Annotated in this window: 23 protein-coding genes; 15 read left to right on the forward strand and 8 right to left on the reverse strand. The window is 66.3% G+C overall.

Annotated features, from left to right (window positions below):
* Nucleotides 1-8 precede the first annotated feature (8 nt).
* The 3 genes from ACFWIX_RS10630 to ACFWIX_RS10640 are packed head-to-tail and all read left to right on the forward strand — an operon-like array spanning nt 9 to nt 1,319.
* The gene (locus tag ACFWIX_RS10630; protein WP_377216079.1) at nt 9-365 is read left to right on the forward strand and encodes a TraR/DksA family transcriptional regulator; all 357 of its coding nucleotides are present in this window, start codon (nt 9-11) and stop codon (nt 363-365) included.
* The gene (locus ACFWIX_RS10635; protein WP_377216080.1) at nt 362-874 is read left to right on the forward strand and encodes a DNA alkylation repair protein; all 513 of its coding nucleotides are present in this window, start codon (nt 362-364) and stop codon (nt 872-874) included. Before ACFWIX_RS10630 ends, ACFWIX_RS10635 begins: the two co-directional genes overlap by 4 nt.
* Nucleotides 867-1,319 (forward strand): DUF1810 domain-containing protein, encoded by a 453-nt coding sequence (locus ACFWIX_RS10640; protein ID WP_377216081.1) that lies wholly within the window; start codon nt 867-869, stop codon nt 1,317-1,319. Before ACFWIX_RS10635 ends, ACFWIX_RS10640 begins: the two co-directional genes overlap by 8 nt.
* Before the next feature lie 21 nt (nt 1,320-1,340).
* On the opposite strand, the gene ACFWIX_RS10645 is transcribed toward ACFWIX_RS10640, so the two are convergent.
* A complete protein-coding gene (locus ACFWIX_RS10645) occupies nt 1,341-2,234 on the reverse strand; it encodes a glucose 1-dehydrogenase (RefSeq protein ID WP_377216082.1) in 894 nt (297 codons plus the stop codon).
* Nucleotides 2,235-2,410: 176 nt separating this feature from the next.
* On the opposite strand from ACFWIX_RS10645, the gene ACFWIX_RS10650 reads away from it, so the two are divergent.
* Both ACFWIX_RS10650 and ACFWIX_RS10655 read left to right on the forward strand, forming a co-directional pair.
* A complete protein-coding gene (locus ACFWIX_RS10650) occupies nt 2,411-2,602 on the forward strand; it encodes a DUF1918 domain-containing protein (protein ID WP_377216083.1) in 192 nt (63 codons plus the stop codon).
* A 57-nt stretch (nt 2,603-2,659) separates the two neighbouring features.
* The gene (locus ACFWIX_RS10655) at nt 2,660-3,151 is read left to right on the forward strand and encodes an NUDIX domain-containing protein (RefSeq protein ID WP_377216084.1); all 492 of its coding nucleotides are present in this window, start codon (nt 2,660-2,662) and stop codon (nt 3,149-3,151) included.
* Nucleotides 3,152-3,161: 10 nt separating this feature from the next.
* Here ACFWIX_RS10655 and ACFWIX_RS10660 read toward each other — a convergent pair whose 3' ends face one another.
* Nucleotides 3,162-3,839 carry an endonuclease/exonuclease/phosphatase family protein gene (locus ACFWIX_RS10660; protein WP_377216085.1) on the reverse strand — a complete coding sequence of 226 codons (678 nt, stop codon included), beginning with the start codon at nt 3,837-3,839 and terminating at the stop codon, nt 3,162-3,164.
* A 161-nt stretch (nt 3,840-4,000) separates the two neighbouring features.
* Here ACFWIX_RS10660 and ACFWIX_RS10665 point away from each other — a divergent pair, with 161 nt between their 5' ends.
* Nucleotides 4,001-4,804 carry a thioesterase family protein gene (locus ACFWIX_RS10665; protein ID WP_377216086.1) on the forward strand — a complete coding sequence of 268 codons (804 nt, stop codon included), beginning with the start codon at nt 4,001-4,003 and terminating at the stop codon, nt 4,802-4,804.
* A gap of 37 nt (nt 4,805-4,841) precedes the next feature.
* Here the strand turns inward: ACFWIX_RS10665 and ACFWIX_RS10670 are convergent, their stop codons facing one another.
* Nucleotides 4,842-5,234 (reverse strand): DUF2177 family protein, encoded by a 393-nt coding sequence (locus ACFWIX_RS10670; protein ID WP_377216087.1) that lies wholly within the window; start codon nt 5,232-5,234, stop codon nt 4,842-4,844.
* Here ACFWIX_RS10670 and ACFWIX_RS10675 point away from each other — a divergent pair.
* Nucleotides 5,227-5,997, forward strand: coding sequence for a biotin/lipoate A/B protein ligase family protein (locus ACFWIX_RS10675; RefSeq protein ID WP_377216088.1), 771 nt, complete (start codon nt 5,227-5,229; stop codon nt 5,995-5,997). The genes ACFWIX_RS10670 and ACFWIX_RS10675 overlap by 8 nt on opposite strands.
* Nucleotides 5,998-6,040: 43 nt before the next feature.
* Here ACFWIX_RS10675 and ACFWIX_RS10680 read toward each other — a convergent pair whose 3' ends face one another.
* The 3 genes from ACFWIX_RS10680 to ACFWIX_RS10690 form a co-directional block, all read right to left on the reverse strand.
* Complete coding sequence (locus tag ACFWIX_RS10680; RefSeq protein WP_377216089.1) at nt 6,041-6,682, reverse strand: MBL fold metallo-hydrolase; 642 nt, start codon at nt 6,680-6,682, stop codon at nt 6,041-6,043.
* Nucleotides 6,679-7,764 carry an S-(hydroxymethyl)mycothiol dehydrogenase gene (locus tag ACFWIX_RS10685; protein ID WP_377216090.1) on the reverse strand — a complete coding sequence of 362 codons (1,086 nt, stop codon included), beginning with the start codon at nt 7,762-7,764 and terminating at the stop codon, nt 6,679-6,681. Before ACFWIX_RS10685 ends, ACFWIX_RS10680 begins: the two co-directional genes overlap by 4 nt.
* A gap of 93 nt (nt 7,765-7,857) precedes the next feature.
* On the reverse strand, nt 7,858-8,115 hold the full coding sequence (locus ACFWIX_RS10690) for a mycoredoxin (RefSeq protein ID WP_377216091.1): 258 nt from the start codon (nt 8,113-8,115) through the stop codon (nt 7,858-7,860).
* A 111-nt stretch (nt 8,116-8,226) separates the two neighbouring features.
* Between ACFWIX_RS10690 and ACFWIX_RS10695 the strand changes: the two genes are divergently transcribed.
* A complete protein-coding gene (locus tag ACFWIX_RS10695) occupies nt 8,227-8,991 on the forward strand; it encodes an SOS response-associated peptidase (protein ID WP_377216092.1) in 765 nt (254 codons plus the stop codon).
* A gap of 51 nt (nt 8,992-9,042) precedes the next feature.
* On the opposite strand, the gene ACFWIX_RS10700 is transcribed toward ACFWIX_RS10695, so the two are convergent.
* Nucleotides 9,043-9,465 (reverse strand): VOC family protein, encoded by a 423-nt coding sequence (locus ACFWIX_RS10700; protein ID WP_377216093.1) that lies wholly within the window; start codon nt 9,463-9,465, stop codon nt 9,043-9,045.
* A 19-nt stretch (nt 9,466-9,484) separates the two neighbouring features.
* Here ACFWIX_RS10700 and ACFWIX_RS10705 point away from each other — a divergent pair, with 19 nt between their 5' ends.
* Complete coding sequence (locus ACFWIX_RS10705) at nt 9,485-9,805, forward strand: chorismate mutase (protein ID WP_377216094.1); 321 nt, start codon at nt 9,485-9,487, stop codon at nt 9,803-9,805.
* Nucleotides 9,806-9,875: 70 nt separating this feature from the next.
* On the opposite strand, the gene ACFWIX_RS10710 is transcribed toward ACFWIX_RS10705, so the two are convergent.
* On the reverse strand, nt 9,876-10,265 hold the full coding sequence (locus tag ACFWIX_RS10710; RefSeq protein WP_377216095.1) for a hypothetical protein: 390 nt from the start codon (nt 10,263-10,265) through the stop codon (nt 9,876-9,878).
* Nucleotides 10,266-10,387: 122 nt separating this feature from the next.
* Between ACFWIX_RS10710 and ACFWIX_RS10715 the strand changes: the two genes are divergently transcribed.
* The 6 genes from ACFWIX_RS10715 to pdxS all read left to right on the forward strand — a co-directional run bounded on the left by ACFWIX_RS10715 (nt 10,388) and on the right by pdxS (nt 18,539).
* Nucleotides 10,388-10,732, forward strand: a complete 345-nt coding sequence (locus ACFWIX_RS10715) for a DUF6504 family protein (protein WP_377216096.1) — start codon at nt 10,388-10,390, stop codon at nt 10,730-10,732.
* Entirely contained in the window at nt 10,729-14,169 is a 3,441-nt protein-coding gene (locus tag ACFWIX_RS10720) for a DNA polymerase III subunit alpha (RefSeq protein WP_377216097.1), read from the forward strand. The genes ACFWIX_RS10715 and ACFWIX_RS10720 overlap by 4 nt, the downstream gene beginning before the upstream one ends.
* Before the next feature lie 72 nt (nt 14,170-14,241).
* Complete coding sequence (gene thrS, locus ACFWIX_RS10725; protein ID WP_377216098.1) at nt 14,242-16,251, forward strand: threonine--tRNA ligase; 2,010 nt, start codon at nt 14,242-14,244, stop codon at nt 16,249-16,251.
* Between the two features lie 16 nt (nt 16,252-16,267).
* Nucleotides 16,268-16,852: an HIT family protein gene (locus ACFWIX_RS10730; RefSeq protein ID WP_377216099.1), complete on the forward strand. Its 585-nt coding sequence runs from the start codon at nt 16,268-16,270 to the stop codon at nt 16,850-16,852.
* A complete protein-coding gene (gene pgsA / locus ACFWIX_RS10735; RefSeq protein ID WP_377216100.1) occupies nt 16,845-17,468 on the forward strand; it encodes a phosphatidylinositol phosphate synthase in 624 nt (207 codons plus the stop codon). Before ACFWIX_RS10730 ends, pgsA begins: the two co-directional genes overlap by 8 nt.
* 144 nt (nt 17,469-17,612) lie before the next feature.
* A complete protein-coding gene (pdxS, locus tag ACFWIX_RS10740) occupies nt 17,613-18,539 on the forward strand; it encodes a pyridoxal 5'-phosphate synthase lyase subunit PdxS (protein ID WP_377216101.1) in 927 nt (308 codons plus the stop codon).
* Nucleotides 18,540-18,611: the final 72 nt, after the last annotated feature.

Raw genomic sequence — 18,611 nt, forward strand, 5'->3', positions numbered from 1 at the left:
CTGTGGGCATGCCCGGTTTTGAGCGGTTCAGGCTGATGCTGGAGGAAGAACGCGCCCGCAAGGTGGCGCTCCTGCCCGCCCTGCGTGCGGACATCGCCTCGGCGAACTCGGCACGACAGAACGCGAACGTGGATGACGAACACGATCCCGAGGGCGCCACCATCGCCTTTGAACTGTCCCAGGCTTCGGCGCTCCTTAGGCAAAGCAGCGCGGGCCTGGACCAGGTGGAGGCTGCGCTGGCCCGCATCGAGGACGGCACCTACGGCGTCTGTGCCGTGTGCGGCGAGGCCATTGCGGAGGGCCGCCTTGAGGCGCGGCCCTGGACGCCCTACTGCATCCGGCATGCAGCGGCGGGGCGCAGGTGACGGCGGTCCGGGAGGCGGCCGCGTTTATCGACCGGACGCTGCAGAACGAGGGCGCCTGGTACCGGGCGGACGAGGTCGAAGGGCGGCTGGGTGGCAGCCTCGCCTCGTACGGGGCGTCTGTGGGTGCAGTGCGGGGAACCGTCAGGGATGCGCTGCGGAAGTTCCCGGATCTGGACCATCATGGGGTCGTGTTCCTGGCTTCCGCGCTCTGGGGCGTTCCGAAGCCCGGGAGCAGGCCCGTCTTTGAGCGGAGGCTCGCCGCGGTGGTGCTGCTCCAGGTCAGGATCTCGATGCTGCGGCACACGGACCTGACGCGCATCGAGGGGTTCCTCAGGTCCGCGATGACTGCGGAGCTGGCGCAGCCGCTCATCACCGACGTCCTGGATCCCTTACTCGGTGCACTCGAGGGCCAGGACCGGAAGCGGGCCGCCGCGGTGCTGGCGCGCTGGCAGGCGGACCCGGATCATCAGCTGCGGGCCGCGGCCCGGATCGGAGGGAACCATGACTGACCCGTACAACCTTGACCGCTTCGTGGCGGCCCAGGACAGCGGCGGGACTTTCCAGCAGGCACTGGCCGAACTGCAGGTGGGCCAAAAACGCAGCCACTGGATGTGGTTCGTGTTTCCGCAGATTGCGGGGCTCGGCCACAGCGCGACGTCGCAGCGGTACGCGATAGGGTCGCTGGACGAAGCGAGGGCCTACCTGGCGCATCCGGTACTGGGGCCCCGGCTGCTGGACTGCGCCCAGGAGCTCAGCGACCATGGTGGACGTTCCGCCGAGGACATCCTGGGCGGGATCGACGCGCGCAAGCTGCACTCATCGATGACGCTGTTCCTTCGCGCAGCGCCCGGGGAGACCGTCTTCAAGACTATCCTGTCCACATTTTTCGACGGCGAGCCGGACGCAGCGACGGATGAGCTGCTCGCAGCACCGCCCGGGACCGGTGGAAAATAGCGGTCCCGGGCGGGGTATGTCCTACGGGGTGGGGTTGCCGCCGTTAACATTGAGCGTTTCGCCCACCACGTAGCTGGACTCCGGTGAGGCCAGGAAGACATAGGCGGGTGCCAGTTCGGCGGGCTGGCCGGCGCGGCCCAGGGGAGTGGACTGCCCGAAATCCGGCAGCTTCTCCTTCGGCTGGCCGCTGCTCACCTGCAGCGGCGTCCAAATGGGACCCGGCGCCACCGCATTGACCCGGATACCCTGTGGCGCGAGCTGCTGGGCCAGGCCCTTGGTGAAGTTGTTGATGCTCGCCTTCGTGGTGGCGTAATCGATCAGTGTCGGAGAAGGGTTGTAGGCCTGGATGGAGGTGGTGTTGATGATCGTTGACCCGGCCGGCATGTGCGGCAGGGCAGCCTTGGTCAGCCAGAACATGGCATACACGTTGGTCTTGAGTGTGTGGTCGAACTGCTCATCCGTGATGCCCGCCAGTTCCTCCTGGGCCACCTGCTTGCCGGCGTTGTTAACGAGGATGTCGATGCTGCCCAGGACGGACACAGCCGTGTCCACCACCTCCCGGCACATGGCCGGATCCTTGAGGTCGCCGGGTACCTTGATGGCCTTACGGCCGCTCGCCTCGATGAGTCCGGCGATGCGCTCGGCGTCCTCCTCTTCCTCGGGCAGGTAGGAAAGGACGACGTCGGCCCCTTCCCGGGCGAATGCGATCGCCGTTGCTGCGCCGATGCCGGAGTCGGCGCCGGTCACGATGGCCTTGCGGCCCTCCAGGCGGCCGGTTCCGCGGTACGTGTCTTCGCCCAAGTCGGCCTTGGGAACCAGGGCCGCATCCAGGCCCGGCTCCGGCTGGTGCTGCTTCGGAGGCGAGATTTCCTCGTACGCGGTGACCGGATTGCGGAAGGTGTATTGGTCGGTCATGGGTGTCCTCCTGACGACTGGGATGCTTCGCACCGAAAGTAAGTAGGCTTACGAGTTCTACCCTAGGCACTGAGGCGCTGGCTGCCAACCCCGCAATCCGGCCGGACGGGGAACCGGCGGGGTGACCCTGTCGCGCGCCTGCTCCCAGTCGTAATCTGGGACTGGAGGTGATTGCGATGGAGGCAGCGCAGGGAGACCGCATCATCGTGCACGGACGGAACGTCGGGTCCTCCGACCGGCACGGCGTCATCGTGGAAGTCCGCGGGCCGGGCGGAACTCCGCCATACCTGGTCCGTTTCGACGACGGCCACGAAACTGTCATGTATCCCGGAGGCGATTTCGCCGTCGACCGCGGGCACGGCAACTAGTCCCGCAGTGTTACGAACGGGTGCGCCGCGCAGGGTGCGCCTGTCAGACTGGTGCGCATGGATCACTCACTGGCTTCCACGCCGCCCGTCCGCACCGGCCCGCGCAACCCCGGCGACGCCTGGGTGGAAGGCGACCGGGGGCGGTTCTGGGGCCGGTTCGGAGCCGCGGGCGTGCTCGCCTACGACCCTGCGAAAGGCGTCCTGCTGCAGCACCGGGCCGTCTGGAGCCACAACGGCGGCACCTGGGGCCTGCCCGGAGGCGCGCTGCACGAGGGGGAAGAGGCTGTCGCAGGCGCCCTCCGTGAGGCGTGGGAGGAAGCCGCCGTGCCGGCGTCGAACGTTGACGTCCTCTTCACCTCCGTGCTGGACCTGGGCTACTGGTCCTACACCACCGTGGTGGTGCTGGCGCGCGAGCCGTTCGAACCCGTGATCAGCGACCCCGAAAGCATCGAACTGCTCTGGGTGCCGCTGGCCGGCGTCGAGCAGAAGGAACTGCACCCCGGTTTCGCTGCCGCCTGGCCGGAGCTGCGCAAACGCCTGGAGGCCTAGGAGACCCGGACTAGAAGTCCGGGCCGTACTCTGCCGTCACCAGGATGGGCAGGTGGTCTGAATTGCCGCGCGGCAGGGTCTCCACGCTCTGGATGTCCAGTCCCAGCGACGTGGCGAAGTCGAAGTGGCCCTTGAACACCTTGTACCGCGTGTACGTCCGGCGGTTGCTCAGCGACAGGGCGTAGCCCGAGTTCTTCATATGCATGTCCAGGTTCTTGGTGAAGAACGGGTAGTTGAAATCGCCCACCATCAGCGTCATCAGGCCCTTGCCCATGCTCAGGAGTTCCGCGTGGGCAGCATGGATCTGCTTGCGGCGCAGCGAGTTGGACGCTGTCAGCGGGGCCGCGTGGAACGAACCGATCACCAGCTCGTGCTGGGTCTCGTTGTCCATGACCCGCGTGCCGATCAGCCGCTCATGTGCCGGCGCCAGCACCCGGTCATGCATCGACTTCTTCAGCGCAAAGGACTGCGTATTGATCGCGGTGAAGCGGCTGGTGCGGTAATAGATGGCCAGCCCCAGCCGGTTTCCCTTGGTGGCATCCGCCAGATGCAGCGGTCCCAGCGTCTCCGGCAGGTCGCTGGAATCCACCTCCTGGAGGCACATCGCATCGATGTCATGGTTCCGGGCCAACGCCAGGAGCTCCCCGCTGGCCTTGTGTTTGCGGAGGTTGTAGCTGATAACGCGCATGAAACACCTCTTCCGAGGGTTGCTGACAGGACCCAGATCCTGAGTCTACCCAGAGAGGCCCCGCCGGACTCCAACATTTCGGCGAGTCCCGGCGGAGGGATGTTTTCGGCAAGCCGTTAGAGTTAGTGCCGATTCACTTAAGTATGCAGAAGGGGCCAAGGGTGACCACAGACCTGCCTGAACTGGCTGAGGGACATTTCTACTACCAGGAGCTCGACGGCGGCCGGTTCCGTTCCACAATCCACGCCCAGGGCGCGTGGAACGTGCACGAGCAGCACATGGCGCCGGCGTCCGGCCTGCTGGTCGACCGGCTGGAACGGCACGAACCGCGCGAAGACATGCGGATGGCCCGGATCAGCTACGAAATACTGGGCCTGATCCCTGGCGGGGATTTCCATATTGAAACGACCACGCTCCGTCCCGGCCGGACCATCGAACTGGTCCAGGCTGAACTTGTGGCCAACGGCCGCACTGCCATCCGTGCCACGGCCTGGCGCATGGCCACCTCGGACACCTCCGCCGTTGCCGCCGTGGAGGACGCCGCGATTCCCGGGCCGGACGAATGCAAGCCCTACGACGGGTCCGCCGTCTGGCCAGGCGGTTATATCCGCTCGCTTGAGATGCGCGTGGCTGAAGGTCACCGCGCCGGCGCGGGCAAGGTCTGGCTCCGCACCGAACACCCTCTGACGGACCGGTCGGACAGCGGCGACCTGGCGCGGCTGATGGGCATGGTGGATACGGCCAACGGCATTGCGGCCCGCGTCCCCCCGGGCAAGGACAGCTACGCCTTTCCTAACCTGGACCTGCAGATCCATATGTACCGCCGTCCGGAAGGCGAATGGCTGGGACTGGACAACGCTGTGTCCTTTGGCCGGGACGGGATCGGACTGACATCCACGGTGCTGCACGACCTGCAGGGGCCGTTTGGCCGGGCCGAGCAGATCCTGACGCTGCGCCGCACCTGAACCCCTGCACCCTAACCTCCGCGGCGGGCGCCGCCCCTTAGGCCCTGTTGTGGAAGACCAGCCAGCCGGCCACGGTGGACAGGCCGGTCAGCGCCGCACCCCAGGCAATATCCACCAGCACCAGCCGCAACGGCCACACCTTGAGGGTGGCGGCGTTGGTCAGGTCATAGGTGGCGTAGGCGAAGGCGCCCAATGCGGCACCGTAGCCCAGCGCTGTCAGCCAGGTGCCGCCGTCGAGCGCTGGACGAAGCGCAAAGAAGACGATGCCCGCGATGTAAAGGACGTAGAACGCCACCGCGTAACCTAGGTGTGGCTTGTCCGCCAGCAGCTCCCCGATGTGGCTGCGGTAGAACGGGTTCATGAGCTTGAGCCAGACGGCGTCAATTACGGCGAAGGCGGCGGCAACAACGAGGAATTGCAAGATGACCATAAGGGAGCTTAGCAACATGCAGCACGCCGGGCCGGAAGGACGCACGCTGACGGTGGTGCGGCAGGAAACGACGCTGGGCGCCGGCCGGGACCTGGAGTTCGGCCTCGAGCTGCTGGCCCGTGCCAAGGCCGGCGGGTTGGGACCCACGCTGCGCCTGTACCGGCCGGAACCCACGGTGGCGTTCGGCCAGCGTGACACCCGGTTGCCCGGCTTCAGGGCGGCTGAACAGGCCTGCCGCGAGGACGGATTCGAACCCCTGGTCCGCCGGGCCGGCGGGCGGGCAGCGGCCTACCACCGTGGCACCCTGGTGGTGGACCACATTGAACCGGACCCGGACGCCATCGCCGGATCGAAGACCCGGTTTGGCTACTTCGGCGAACTGTTCGCCGACGCCCTGGGCCGCGTTGGGGTGCAGGCAGCCGTAGGCGAGATTCCCGGCGAGTACTGCCCTGGCGAATTCAGCGTGCATGGCACCGACCCCACAGACGGCACGCAGATCAAACTCGTGGGCACCGCGCAGCGCGTGGTGGCCGGCGGGTGGCTGTTCAGCTCAGTGGTCGTGGTGCAGGATTCCGCTCCCATCCGGAAGGTCCTGACGGACACCTATGCTGCGCTCGGCCTGGAGTGGGAACCGTCCACGGCCGGGGCAGCGGACGACCTGGTGCCCGGCCTCGACGTGGACGCCGTGGAAAGGGCCCTGCTGGAAACGTACGCGGGCCACGCCACCCTGGTGTCTGCTCCCTTCAGCAGTCTGGAGGCGTGACCCGCGCGGGTCCGGGGCTCAGCTCCCGCGGGCGGGATCCGGCTCAGTGGCCGCGGGCGATCCATTCGTCCAGGTGCGGCGCTTCGGCGCCGATGGTGGTGCTGTCGCCGTGGCCGGTCCGGACCACCGTGTCCGCCGGCAGCGGCAACAGCCGGCTGCGGATGGACTCGATGATGGTGGGGAAGTCGCTGTAGGACCGGCCGGTGGCTCCCGGTCCGCCCTGGAACAGCGTGTCCCCGGTGAACACGGTGCTTTCGCCGCCTGGCCCCTCCACCACGTGGAAGGACACCGAGCCGGGGGAATGGCCAGGGGTGTGCAGGGCTTTGAGCGCGAGCCCGGCCACCTCGAACACCTCACCGTCGCTGATGGTGCGGTCGGGTTCCGTGTCCGGGTAGACGCTCTGCCACAGCATCAGGTCGGCCGGGTGGAGGTGCACCGGCGCCGGGACGAGGTCACGCAGCTGTGCGACGGAGCTGATGTGGTCGTCGTGGCCGTGGGTCAGCAGGATGGCCTTGAGGCGGCGGGCCCCCACTGCGGCGGCCACGGCGTCGGCGTCGTGCGCGGGATCGATCACCACGCATTCGCTGTCATCGCCCACGATCCAGACGTTGTTGTCCACGTCCCAGGTGCCGCCGTCGAGCGAAAACGTGCCGGAGGTGACCAGGCGGTCGATCCGGGCGGTCACAGTTCCACCACCGAACGGAGGACGGTGCCTGCGTGCATCTTGTCGAACGCTTCTTCTACCTGTTCGATGCTGATCCGCTCCGTGACGAACGCATCCAGGTCCAGCTTGCCCTGCTGATAGAGGCTCACCAGCATGGGGAAGTCCCGGGAGGGCAGGCAGTCTCCGTACCAGGAAGACTTCAGGGATCCGCCGCGGCCAAAGACGTCCAGGAGCGGCAACTCAAGGGTCATCTCCGGGGTGGGCACGCCCACCAGGACCACGGTGCCGGCAAGGTCGCGGGCGTAGAACGCCTGCTTGTAGGTTTCAGGGCGTCCGACGGCGTCAATCACCACGTCGGCGCCGAACCCGCCGGTGAGCTCGCGGATTCTTTCCACGGGGTCGGTGGCGGACGAGTCCACGGCGTGGGTGGCGCCCAGTTCCTTGGCGCGTTCCAGCTTCCGGGCGTCGATGTCGACGGCGATGACCGTGGTGGCGCCGGCGAGCGCCGCGCCGGCGATGGCGGCGGTCCCGACTCCGCCGCAGCCGATCACGGCCACGGAGTCGCCGCGCTTGACGCCGCCGGTGTTGATCGCGGCGCCGATGCCGGCCATGACGCCGCAACCCAGCAGGCCGACGGCAGCGGCATCCGCTTCCGGGTCCACCTTGGTGCACTGGCCTGCGGCAACGAGGGTCTTTTCGATGAACGCGCCGATGCCCAGGGCCGGGGACAGTTCCGTGCCGTCCTCGAGGGTCATCTTCTGGGTGGCGTTGTGGGTGTTGAAGCAGTACTGCGCCTCGCCGCGGCTGCAGGCGCGGCACGTGCCGCAGACGGCACGCCAGTTCAGGACCACCCGGTCACCGGGGACCACATTGGTGACATCGGGTCCGACTGCGCTGACCACGCCGGTGGCTTCGTGGCCCAGCAGGAACGGAAAGTCGTCGCTGATGCCGCCCTGCTTGTAGTGCAGGTCGGTGTGGCAGACGCCGCTGGTGAGGATGTCGACGAGCGCCTCGCCCGGCCCCGGTTCGGGAACCAGGACGGTTTCCAGAGTGACGGGCGCACCCTTGGAGCGGGCGATGACACCTTTGACTTTATGGACCACGGAAGCTCCCTCATGCAGATAGACAGAACGGGACCGGCAGCGCACCGCCGGTCCCGTTCTGTCTATCACACGCCCCGTTTCGGGCGCCTTCCGCTACGCCGCCAGGCGGGTCTTGACCTCGGCGGCAGAGGGGTTGGTGGCGGCGGAGCCGTCCGGGAAAAGGACCGTGGGAACCGTGCGGTTGCCCCCGTTAAGCTGCTCCACGAGCTCGGCGGTGCCGTCCACTTCCTCGATATTGATCTCGGTGTACCCGATGCCGTGCGCGTCCAGCTGTTTCTTCAGTCGGTTGCAGTAGCCGCACCAGGTGGTGGAAAACATGGTGATAGTGCCGGATTCGGGAGTGAAATCCACGGGGCTCTCCTTGCTGTTGGTAATGGGGTCCGTCGGCGTCAACGGTATCGTGCCCGACGCTATTCCCGGCCGCTGTTTCCTCCGTCCGGTGGCCGGTGGCATGCTGGAACCATGTGTGGACGCTACGTGATGGCACGTGCCGTGGGTGACCTGCTGGCCGAATTCGACGCCACCCTGGAGGACGAGGTGCACATCCCGCCGTCGTGGAACGTGGCGCCGACCGACGATGTCCCCATCGTCCTGGAGCGGCTGGTGGAGGACGGCGGAGCAGCGCCACGGCAGGTGCGCCAGCTGCACGTGGCCCGCTGGGGGCTGGTGCCCTCCTGGGCGAAGGACCCGTCGATCGGGTCGCGGATGATCAATGCCCGGAGCGAATCGGTGCTGGAGAAGCCCGCCTTCCGTAAGGCCATCCGGTCCCGGCGCTGCGCCGTCCCGGCGGACGGCTATTACGAATGGAAGCAGGGGCCCGGCAAGACGAAGCAGCCCTACTACGTACACCCCGGAACGGACCACGGGCTGGCCTTCGCCGGCCTCTACGAATGGTGGAAGGACCCCTCCACGCCGGACGGGGAGCCGGCACGCTGGCTGCTCTCCACGTCCATCCTGACGGCGGACACCCCACCACCGGGTACGGAATCGACCGTTTTCGGCAAGCTGACGGAGCTGCATGACCGGGTGCCGCTGCCCATGGACAAAGACACCATGCATGCCTGGCTCGATCCGGCTGCCGACGACGCCGCGGAACTGGTGGACCTCGTCCGGGCGCGCGTGCGGGACGTGGCCGCGGACTGGAAAGTGGAAACGGTTGGCCGGGACGTGGGCAACGTGCGCAATAACGGGCCTGAGCTCATCAGGCCGGTGGAGGCGCTGTTCTAGCTGCCCATTCCGGCTCCCGCTCAAGCAGCCTCTTCCCGCGGCGGGCGGCGCTCAGACGGTGACCGAACCGTCGTCGTCCACTGACCAGGAAGGGTTGTAGGCAACTTCCCAGCGGAAGCCGTCCGGGTCCGCGAAGTAGCCGCTGTACCCGCCCCAGGGCTGGGTGACCGGCTCGGCAATGATGGTTGCGCCGGCAGCGGCCGCCTCGGCCATGACCCTGTCCACCTCGTCGGTGCCGGGCAGGTTGTGGCTGAGCGTAATGCAGGGAACCGGTCCAGGAGCATTGACGCCGGCCTCCGCCTGCATCTGCACGGCGTCCCACAGGGACAGGACCAGCCCGTGGTTGACCTGGATGAATACCACATCGCCGTCCAGCTCACGGTGGACGGGCCAGCCCAGCCCTTCCACGTAGAACGCGCGGGACGCGGCAACATTGCGGACACCTAGCGAGATGAAGTCGACTCGGGGTTGCATGCTTCGATACTGTCAGACGATGGCGACAATTCAAGGAAATGATAGGGACGCCGCGGCGGACAAGGAGCAGCTTGCTGCCGTGCGGATCGCCGTCGATGAGGTGGATGACCAGATCGTCACCCTCATCGCCCGCCGCGAACGGCTCATCCGCATCGCCGGAACGCTTAAGGGTGACGACGCCGAAGTGCGCGCACCCGGACGCGTGGAACGGATCATCGAGCACGTCCGCTCAGCCGCGGAGAAGAAGGATATCGACCCGGACATCGTCGAATCCACCTACCGGGCCATGATCTCCGGGTTCATCGAACTCGAAATGCGCGTGCACAAGGGCAACGGCTAGAGCCCCTGTTTTCAGAGGAACCGGGAATCTCCAGAGACCGGGAATCTCCAGAGGGAGCAGGTGCTCCTCCCTAAAGGGACTCGGAGACCGGCACGCCGGACTGAAAGTCCCTTCCGTCCGCTTCGCTGAAGGCGGTCATGACATGGCCCTCGCCCAGCCCATTGATGGCAGCGAGCGGGAACTGGCCGGTAATGCTGTTGGCGGAATGGGTCACGCCGGAAAGGTCATAATCCTCTTCGATGCCCTGGTCGCGGTTGAAGGAGTAGAAGGCGATAGCCTCCCCGTTCATGAATTCGATACACAGCCGCCGCTGTGCGGAGTAGTCCGGAGTGGCCCCCATCAGGCCGACTACATAAGCGCCGGAACCGGGGATGCTGCCGTCTATGTCAAAAGTGGCGATGGCTGTGGAGTCCTGCGTTGTGAGGCTGGCCTGCTTGAGGAGTGCGTCATCGGTGCTCATGGCTCCATCCTGCTCCCTGCCGCACCGTCAGTCCACCCCCGTCTAGGTTTTGTCCTGCCCCCGTCGTAGACTGGGAGTATTCGAATATGTGTTCGAATAATCCGTTCGTCCGGGAGGCAGCCATGGGTCTGTTCAGTGAATCCGTGGATGTGGCGTGCTCTCCGGACGGCGAGCCCCGGGAACTCCGGTGGGACGGGCGGTCATACACAATCTGCGCAGAACCGGTCCGCTGGTACGAGCGCCGCCAATGGTGGGCGGAGGAACGGCGCGCACCCCTGGGCGGCGGCCCTGGCCTGGTGGACCATGAAATCTGGCGGGTCCAGGTCCTTCCCGCCGCCGATACGGAAGTCTCCGGTCCGGGCACCGCGGGGGAGCCGCTCACCCTGGACCTCTCCCGCCACACCGGCAGCGGCCGCTGGCGGCTCCTGCGCATCCACGACGCACTGCGGCGGCCCCGGACAGCATGAGCTTTACCCACCTCCACGTCTCCACCGCCTTCAGCGCCCACTACGGGGTCTCCTGGCCCGACGAACTCGCCCAGGCCGCCGCGGCAGACGGGGCAACTGCGCTCGCCTGCACGGACCGGGACGGACTCTACGGAACCGTCAAGCACCTCAAAGCCTGCATGGCCGCAGGCATCGACCCCATCGTCGGGGTGGACCTCGCAGTTTTCGACGATGACGGGGACCACCGCACCCAGGTTTCCGGCAGGGTGGTGGTACTGGCGCGCGGAAACAACAACGGTGCAGGCTACCGCGCACTGTGCCGCCTGGTGTCGGACGCCCACGCCCGTACCTCGGGCAAATCCGGGGGAGCGGTCCCGGCCGCCGTCACCCGCGCGGAACTCGCCTCGCGCACCCTGGATCCAAACACCCTTAAACCCGTCCTCACCGTGCTGATCGGTCCTGACTCGGATGTGGGCCGTGCCATGGGCGGACGGCGGTACCTGCGCCCCCGCACCCTCTTCAAACAATGGCTGGATGCCATGCCCGCCGGGACCGTGGTAACCGAAATCGTCTCCCAGCTCAGCCCCCCCGGGACGCCGCTCAGCACGGCCCACGCCGTCCGCATGCTCAAGCTCGCAGAAGAGCACCGCATCCCTGCCATTCTCACCAACTCCGTCAGGTACTGCGCCGCCGACGGGGCGCCCACCGCGGACGTCCTGGACTCGGCCCGCACCCTGAAATCCCTCCCGGAGCTCGCCGGCGAACCGCTGCTGCAGCCCACCGGCCGGGGCTGGCTGAAAACATCCGCCCAGATGCTCCAACTGGGCAAGGAAATCATCTCCGCCGCCGGCTACGGCGCCGCGGACCTTAGACAGCTCATGGCGCAGACCGAGGCGCTCGCTGACCTTTGCCGGATCGATCAGGTATCGGACATGGGCTGGAAACAGCCGGTGGTTCCCGAGGCATCCGTCCTTGGCATTAGCCAGGACCCGCATGCGGAGCTGATCCAGCGCTGCCACGCCGGAATCGGCAGGAGATTCCCCGGTATCGCCGGGTCAGCCGAACGGGACATGCTGGCCCGTCTGGAACATGAATTGGGCATCATCCGGAACCTGGGTTTTTCCGCCTACTTCCTGACCGTGGCAGAAGTGTCCAGGATGATCCAGGACATGGGGGTCCGCGCCGCTGCACGTGGGTCGGGTGCGTCCAGCCTGGTCAACTACCTCATCGAGGTCAGCCACGTGAACCCCCTGCAGCACGACCTGATTTTCGAGCGGTTCCTGTCGCGGGACCGGGCCACCCTGCCGGATATTGATATCGACGTCGAAAGCGCCGAACGCCACAACGTCTACCACCGGATCTTCGAACGCTTCGGCGCGGAGCGGGTCACGCTGATGAGCATGCAGAACGGCTACCGTGCCCGCGGCGCGGTCCGGGACGCGGGGCTTGCCCTGGGAATGGATGACGGTGAAGTGGGGGAGATCGCCAAGCAGCTGTGGCGGTTTTCGGCCGGAAAGTTCCGTGAGGCGCTCCAGGAGAAGCCGGAGCTGCGCGGGTTCGCCGGCCGCCTGGAGCAGCGGGACGCGGACGGGAACCAGCAGCTGGACATGCTGGTGGACCTTACCGAACGTCTGGACCGGCTGCCCCGCCACATCTCCATGCACCCGTGCGGGGTGATCCTGGGGGACGCCACCCTGCTGGACCGCACCCCCGTGCAGCCCAGCGGCCTCGGGCTGCCCATGAGCCAGTTCGACAAGCACGACATGGATCCCATGGGAATGCTCAAGCTAGACGTGCTGGGCGTCCGGATGCAAAGTGCCATGGCCTTTGCCGTCCGGGAGGTCATCCGCGTCCATTCCGGCAAGGCGGACGTGGTGTCCGCGGGCCGCCATGGGCCCGGACCTGACGGCTCCGGGCCCGACTACATTGCGGACAACGGCCACATCGACCTCAACGCCGTGCCCCTGGATGACGAAGCCACGTTCGAACTCATCCGAAGTACCCACACCCTGGGCTGTTTCCAGATCGAGTCCCCGGGGCAGCGGGAGCTGATCGGCAAAATGGCGCCGCGCGAGTTCAACGATCTCATCATCGACATTTCACTGTTCCGGCCGGGGCCCATGAAATCGGACATGGTGCGGCCTTTCCTGGAACACCGGCACGGGTTCGCCCCCGAGGTCTACCCGCACCCGGACCTGAAGCCCGTGCTGGCGGAAACGCACGGGGTCACCGTTTTCCACGAACAGATCCTGAAGACCTTCGATGTCATGACCGGCTGCGGCCTGGCGCGGGCAGACGAATTCCGCCGGGCCCTGGGCAATGAAGCCCTCGAGCTGGGGGTGGAGGAATTCTTCCGCAGGGAAGCACGGAAAAACGGCTACGCCCCGGAAGTGGTGGACAAGGTCTGGGGGACCCTCAAATCCTTTGGCAGCTTCGGGTTCTGCAAAGCACACGGTGCCGCCTTTGCCGTGCCCACCTACCAGTCGGCCTGGCTCAAGGCGCACCATCCGGAGGCCTTCCTGGCCGGGCTGTGGGAGCACGATCCGGGAATGTACCCCAAGCGGCTGCTCGTGGCTGAAGCGCGGCGGATGGGCATCCCCATCCTTCCCCTGGACATCAACCGCAGCCTCGCCGAGTACCGGGTGGAACGGATCCTGTCCGGTCCTGATAGCGGAAAACTGGGCATCCGGCTCAGCCTGAATGGAATCTACGGCCTGTCCGCTACCGAACTTAAGCGGATTGTTGCGGGCCAGCCCTACGATTGCCTGGCCGATCTCCGTGCCCGGGCCAGGGTCAGCAAGCCGAACATCAAACGGCTGGCCCAGCTGGGCGCTTTTGACTCCCTGCACCGGGAAGCCGGCGGCACGGCAAATCGGGCCGACCTGGTACACCACCTGCAGGAGCTGTCCGCCCCGGGCAGCGCGCGGAAAGGCAGGGAAGTCCTCGAGGGCCAGTTGGCCCTGCCCTTGGGCGATATCGAACTGCGCAACGTCCGGCCAGGCCTTCCCGCGCCCACCCTGGCGGACAATGTCCGCGCGGAACTGGACCTGCTGGCCGTGGATGTCAGCAGCCACCTAATGGACAGCCACCGGCCGCTGCTGGACGGCCTGGGGGTGACAACGGCGGACAAGCTGCTGGGCCTGCGCAACGGCACCGAAGTACTGGTGGCGGGGGTGCGCGTGGCCACCCAGACGCCTCCCATGCGCGGAGGCAGGAGGGTGGTGTTCATCAGCATCGACGACGGCACCGGATGCATCGACTCGGTCTTCTTCCACGAGGCCCAGGAAAGCGCCGGCCCGCTCCTGTTCGGCACCCGGTTGCTGCTGATCCGGGGGACCACCCGCCGGACGGGGCCGCGGGGAATCAGCCTCAGCGCCAGCATGGCCTGGGACCTTGCCCGCCCGGAGACGCTGCCCGTCCCCGAGGCCGCGTTGGTCGGCCCTCTGCCGAACCTATAGCATTGACGGTGGCTGGCTGTGGTCCCCGTACGCCACAAGCTATGAAGCCTAAACTTTGAATAGGAGACACCCGTGTCAGATGCCCAGCAGATCACCCTCATCGTCGATGGCGAAGAGACCAAGGTGGCTACCGGGACAACCGGTGCGGAACTCTTCTTTGAGCGCCGCGACGTCGTCGTTGCCCGCGTCAACGGCGACCTGAAGGACCTGGACCAGGAGCTGCCGGAAGGCGCCGACGTCGAGGGTGTCACCATCGATTCCCCTGACGGGCTGAACGTGCTGCGCCACTCCACCGCACATGTCATGGCCCAGGCCGTCCAGCAGCTTCGTCCCGACGCCAAGCTGGGCATCGGCCCCTACATCACGGACGGGTTCTACTTCGACTTCGACGTCGCCGAACCGTTCACCCCCGAGGACCTCAAGACCCTCGAAAAGATGATGCAGAAGATCATCAACCAGAACCAGAAGTTCGTCCGCCGCGTGGTCAACGAGGACGAAGCCCGCGAGGCCATGAAGAACGAGCCCTACAAGCTCGAGCTCCTGGGCAAGAAGAACGAGGCCGCCGAAGCCGGGGAAGGCGTCAACGTCGAGGTGGGCGCCGGCGACATCACCATCTACGACAACGTGGAGCGCAAGGAAGGCATCACCGTCTGGTGTGACCTGTGCCGTGGCCCGCACCTGCCCAACACCAAACTGATCTCCAATGCCTTCGCGCTGACCCGCTCGTCCTCCGCCTACTGGCTGGGCAACCAGAAGAACCAGCAGCTGCAGCGCATCTACGGCACCGCCTGGCCCACCAAGGAAGCCCTCAAGGCCTACCAGGAACGGATCGCCGAGGCCGAACGCCGCGACCACCGCAAGCTGGGCTCCGAACTGGACCTGTTCTCCTTCCCGGACGAACTGGGTTCCGGCCTGCCGGTGTTCCACCCCAAGGGCGGCATCATCCGTAAGGAGATGGAAGACTACTCCCGCCAGCGCCACGTCGAGGCCGGCTACGAGTTCGTCTACACGCCGCACATCACGAAGGGCCACCTGTACGAGGTCTCTGGCCACCTCGACTGGTACAAGGAAGGCATGTTCCCGGCGATGCACGTGGACGCCGAACTCAACGAGGACGGCACCGTGCGCAAGCCGGGTCAGGACTACTACCTGAAGCCGATGAACTGCCCCATGCACAACCTGGTATTCCGCTCCCGCGGGCGGTCCTACCGCGAACTGCCGCTGCGGCTGTTCGAATTCGGTTCCGTGTACCGGTACGAAAAGTCCGGCGTGGTGCACGGCCTGACGCGCGTGCGCGGCATGACACAGGACGACGCCCACATCTACTGCACCCGTGAGCAGATGAAGGACGAGCTCACCAAGACCCTGAACTTCGTCCTGGGCCTGCTCAAGGACTACGGGCTGAACGACTTCTACCTGGAACTGTCCACCAAGGACCCGGAAAAGTACGTTGGCGACGACGCCACCTGGGAAGAAGCCACCCGGACCCTCGCCGAGGTGGCGCAGGAGTCCGGACTGGAACTGGTTCCGGACCCGGGCGGGGCTGCCTTCTACGGTCCCAAGATTTCCGTGCAGGCAAAGGATGCGCTGGGCCGGACCTGGCAGATGTCCACCATCCAGCTGGACTTCAACCTGCCAGAGCGCTTCGAGCTGGAATTCCAGGCCGCCGACGGAACCCGCCAGCGCCCGGTCATGATCCACCGCGCCCTCTTTGGTTCCATCGAGCGCTTCATGGGCGTGCTCACCGAGCACTACGCCGGCGCGTTCCCCGCCTGGCTGGCTCCTGTCCAGGTGGTGGGCATCCCGGTGGCGGAGGCCTTCAACGAGTACATGTTCGACGTCGTCGACCAGCTCAAGGCTGCGGGCATCCGCGCCGAGGTGGATACCTCGTCTGACCGCTTCCCGAAGAAGATCCGCACCGCCAGCAAGGACAAGATCCCGTTTGTCCTGATCGCTGGCGGCGACGACGCCGAAGCAGGCGCCGTCTCGTTCCGCTTCCGTGACGGAAGCCAGGATAACGGCGTGCCCGTGACCGAGGCAGTGAAGCGGATCACCGAAGCCGTCCGCAACCGGACCAGCTAGCGGAACGGAACACACCGTGCAGGAGAACACAGGCGCCGGCTATCCGGGGGATTCTGGCGTGACGGACGATTTCGACCTCGCTGGTGTCCCGGACGCCTTCCAGCGCTTGTGGACCCCGCACCGGATGGCCTACATCAAGGGCGGCCAGCACCAGTTTAAGAACCAGGATGACTGTCCCTTCTGCGTGGGTCCCGCCCGCACGGACCAGGAAGCGCTGATCGTTTACCGCGGCAAAACCTGCTACGTGGTGCTGAATCTGTTCCCGTACAACCCGGGCCACCTCCTGGTGTGTCCGTACCGGCACGTCCCGGACTATACGGACCTCACGGTGGAGGAGACCGCAGAGTTCGCGGAGCTCACCCAGACCGCCATGCGCGTGCTGCGGAAGGTGTCCAATCCGGGCGGTTTCAACCTGGGGATGAACCAGGGCGTCGTGGGCGGAGCCGGCATCGCGGCGCACCTGCACCAGCACATCGTTCCCCGGTGGGGCGGAGACGGCAACTTCTTCCCGATCATCGCCCAGACCAAGGCCATCACCCAGACCCTCGACGAGGTCCGCAGGCAAGTTGCCGAGGCCTGGCCCGGGGAGACGGATGCTTAACAAACACGCCAGGGGATTCTTCACCGCGCTCTTCACACCGCTGGCCCGCTGGCTGCTGCGGATCGGCGTTTCGCCGGATGCGGTAACCATCGTCGGAACCGCCGGCGTGGTGGTGGGCGCGCTGGTCTTCTACCCGTTCGGCCAACTGTGGTGGGGCACCCTGTTCATCACGGCCTTCATATTCTCTGACGTCCTGGACGGCATCATGGCCCGGATGCAGAACGTGAAGAGCCGGTGGGGCAACTTCCTGGACTCAACCCTGGACCGGATCGCCGACGGCGCCCTTTTTGCCGGGCTCGCCATCTGGTTCTTTACCGGCGGGGCCAGCGTCCCCATTGCCATGGCAGCCACTATCTGCCTGGTCCTGGGCATGGTGGTCTCCTACGCCCGGGCCAAGGCCGAATCCCTGGGCTTCACCGCGAACGTCGGGGTGGCCGAGCGCGCCGAACGGCTGGTTTCAGTCCTGGTGGTCACCGGTTTCACGGGGCTGGGCCTGCCTCCGGTGGTGCTGCTGGGCACGCTGGTGCTGCTTGCCGCTGCCAGTTTTGTCACGGTGGTGCAGCGCATCGTTTCCGTCCGCCGGCAGGCACTGGCCGAGGCAGCTCCGGCGGATTAACCCTGATTAAGCCGCCGGCCTGCGGTGGGACTAGTATTAGGACTGCCCGGTCACTGGACCCGGCAATCCGTGTGTGTTAAGGCCGGCAGTTCAATGCCGCCTGCATGCCGGGCGAAGGTCATCTATCTACCCATAGGGGTTTTTGTGTCTACACCTGATGTAAGCAGCGAAGCCGGTTCGTCCGCGAACAGCGTCACGGGCAGCAACCGCGTCAAGCGGGGCATGGCCGAGATGCTCAAGGGCGGCGTCATCATGGACGTCGTCAACGTCGAACAGGCCCGCATCGCCGAAGACGCCGGTGCCGTGGCCGTGATGGCGCTGGAACGCGTTCCGGCTGATATCCGTGCCCAGGGCGGCGTGTCCCGCATGTCGGACCCGGACATGATCGACCAGATCATCGACGCCGTGTCCATCCCGGTCATGGCCAAGGCCCGCATCGGCCACTTCGTTGAGGCCCAGGTCCTGCAGTCCCTCGGCGTCGACTACATCGACGAGTCCGAGGTCCTCACCCCGGCCGACTACATCAACCACATCGACAAGTGGAACTTCAAGGTTCCCTTCGTGTGTGGTGCCACCAACCTCGGTGAGGCGCTGCGCCGCATCAACGAGGGCGCGGCAATGATCCGTTCCAAGGGCGAGGCCGGCACCGGCGACGTCTCCAATGCAACGGGCCACATGCGCCAGATCCGTGCCGAGATCGCCAAGCTCTCCGCACTGCCCGAGGACGAACTGTATGTTGCGGCCAAGGAACTCCAGGCTCCGTACGAACTGGTCAAGGAAGTCGCCGCAGCAGGCAAGCTGCCCGTGGTGCTCTTCACCGCAGGCGGGATCGCCACCCCGGCGGACGCCGCCATGATGATGCAGCTCGGCGCTGACGGCGTGTTCGTCGGCTCCGGCATCTTCAAGTCCGGCAACCCGGCCCAGCGGGCGGCCGCCGTCGTCAAGGCCACCACCTTCTACGACGACCCTGATGTCATCGCCAAGGCCTCACGCGGCCTGGGCGAAGCCATGGTGGGCATCAACGTGGACGAAATCCCGCAGCCCCACCGCCTCGCCGAGCGCGGCTGGTAAGCCGCCACAACCCGGCAAGCCACGACGGCGGGTGCGTACCTTTTCGAAGGCGCGCACCCGCCGTCGTCTAGT

Source organism: Pseudarthrobacter sp. NPDC058362, from assembly GCF_042723515.1.
Taxonomy (GTDB): Bacteria; Actinomycetota; Actinomycetes; order Actinomycetales; family Micrococcaceae; genus Arthrobacter.

Excerpts from the sequence above, each read along its gene's own strand:
- ACFWIX_RS10670 (WP_377216087.1), bottom strand. The coding sequence starts at position 5,234 with ATGGTCATCTTGCAATTCCTCGTTGTTGCCGCCGCCTTCGCCGTAATT.
- ACFWIX_RS10640 (WP_377216081.1), top strand. The coding sequence starts at position 867 with ATGACTGACCCGTACAACCTTGACCGCTTCGTGGCGGCCCAGGACAGC.
- ACFWIX_RS10705 (WP_377216094.1), top strand. The coding sequence starts at position 9,485 with ATGGCGACAATTCAAGGAAATGATAGGGACGCCGCGGCGGACAAGGAG.
- ACFWIX_RS10660 (WP_377216085.1), bottom strand. The coding sequence starts at position 3,839 with ATGCGCGTTATCAGCTACAACCTCCGCAAACACAAGGCCAGCGGGGAG.
- ACFWIX_RS10675 (WP_377216088.1), top strand. The coding sequence starts at position 5,227 with ATGACCATAAGGGAGCTTAGCAACATGCAGCACGCCGGGCCGGAAGGA.
- ACFWIX_RS10630 (WP_377216079.1), top strand. The coding sequence starts at position 9 with ATGCCCGGTTTTGAGCGGTTCAGGCTGATGCTGGAGGAAGAACGCGCC.
- ACFWIX_RS10700 (WP_377216093.1), bottom strand. The coding sequence starts at position 9,465 with ATGCAACCCCGAGTCGACTTCATCTCGCTAGGTGTCCGCAATGTTGCC.
- ACFWIX_RS10695 (WP_377216092.1), top strand. The coding sequence starts at position 8,227 with ATGTGTGGACGCTACGTGATGGCACGTGCCGTGGGTGACCTGCTGGCC.
- ACFWIX_RS10720 (WP_377216097.1), top strand. The coding sequence starts at position 10,729 with ATGAGCTTTACCCACCTCCACGTCTCCACCGCCTTCAGCGCCCACTAC.
- pgsA (WP_377216100.1), top strand. The coding sequence starts at position 16,845 with ATGCTTAACAAACACGCCAGGGGATTCTTCACCGCGCTCTTCACACCG.
- ACFWIX_RS10645 (WP_377216082.1), bottom strand. The coding sequence starts at position 2,234 with ATGACCGACCAATACACCTTCCGCAATCCGGTCACCGCGTACGAGGAA.
- ACFWIX_RS10650 (WP_377216083.1), top strand. The coding sequence starts at position 2,411 with ATGGAGGCAGCGCAGGGAGACCGCATCATCGTGCACGGACGGAACGTC.
- ACFWIX_RS10710 (WP_377216095.1), bottom strand. The coding sequence starts at position 10,265 with ATGAGCACCGATGACGCACTCCTCAAGCAGGCCAGCCTCACAACGCAG.
- ACFWIX_RS10655 (WP_377216084.1), top strand. The coding sequence starts at position 2,660 with ATGGATCACTCACTGGCTTCCACGCCGCCCGTCCGCACCGGCCCGCGC.
- ACFWIX_RS10715 (WP_377216096.1), top strand. The coding sequence starts at position 10,388 with ATGGGTCTGTTCAGTGAATCCGTGGATGTGGCGTGCTCTCCGGACGGC.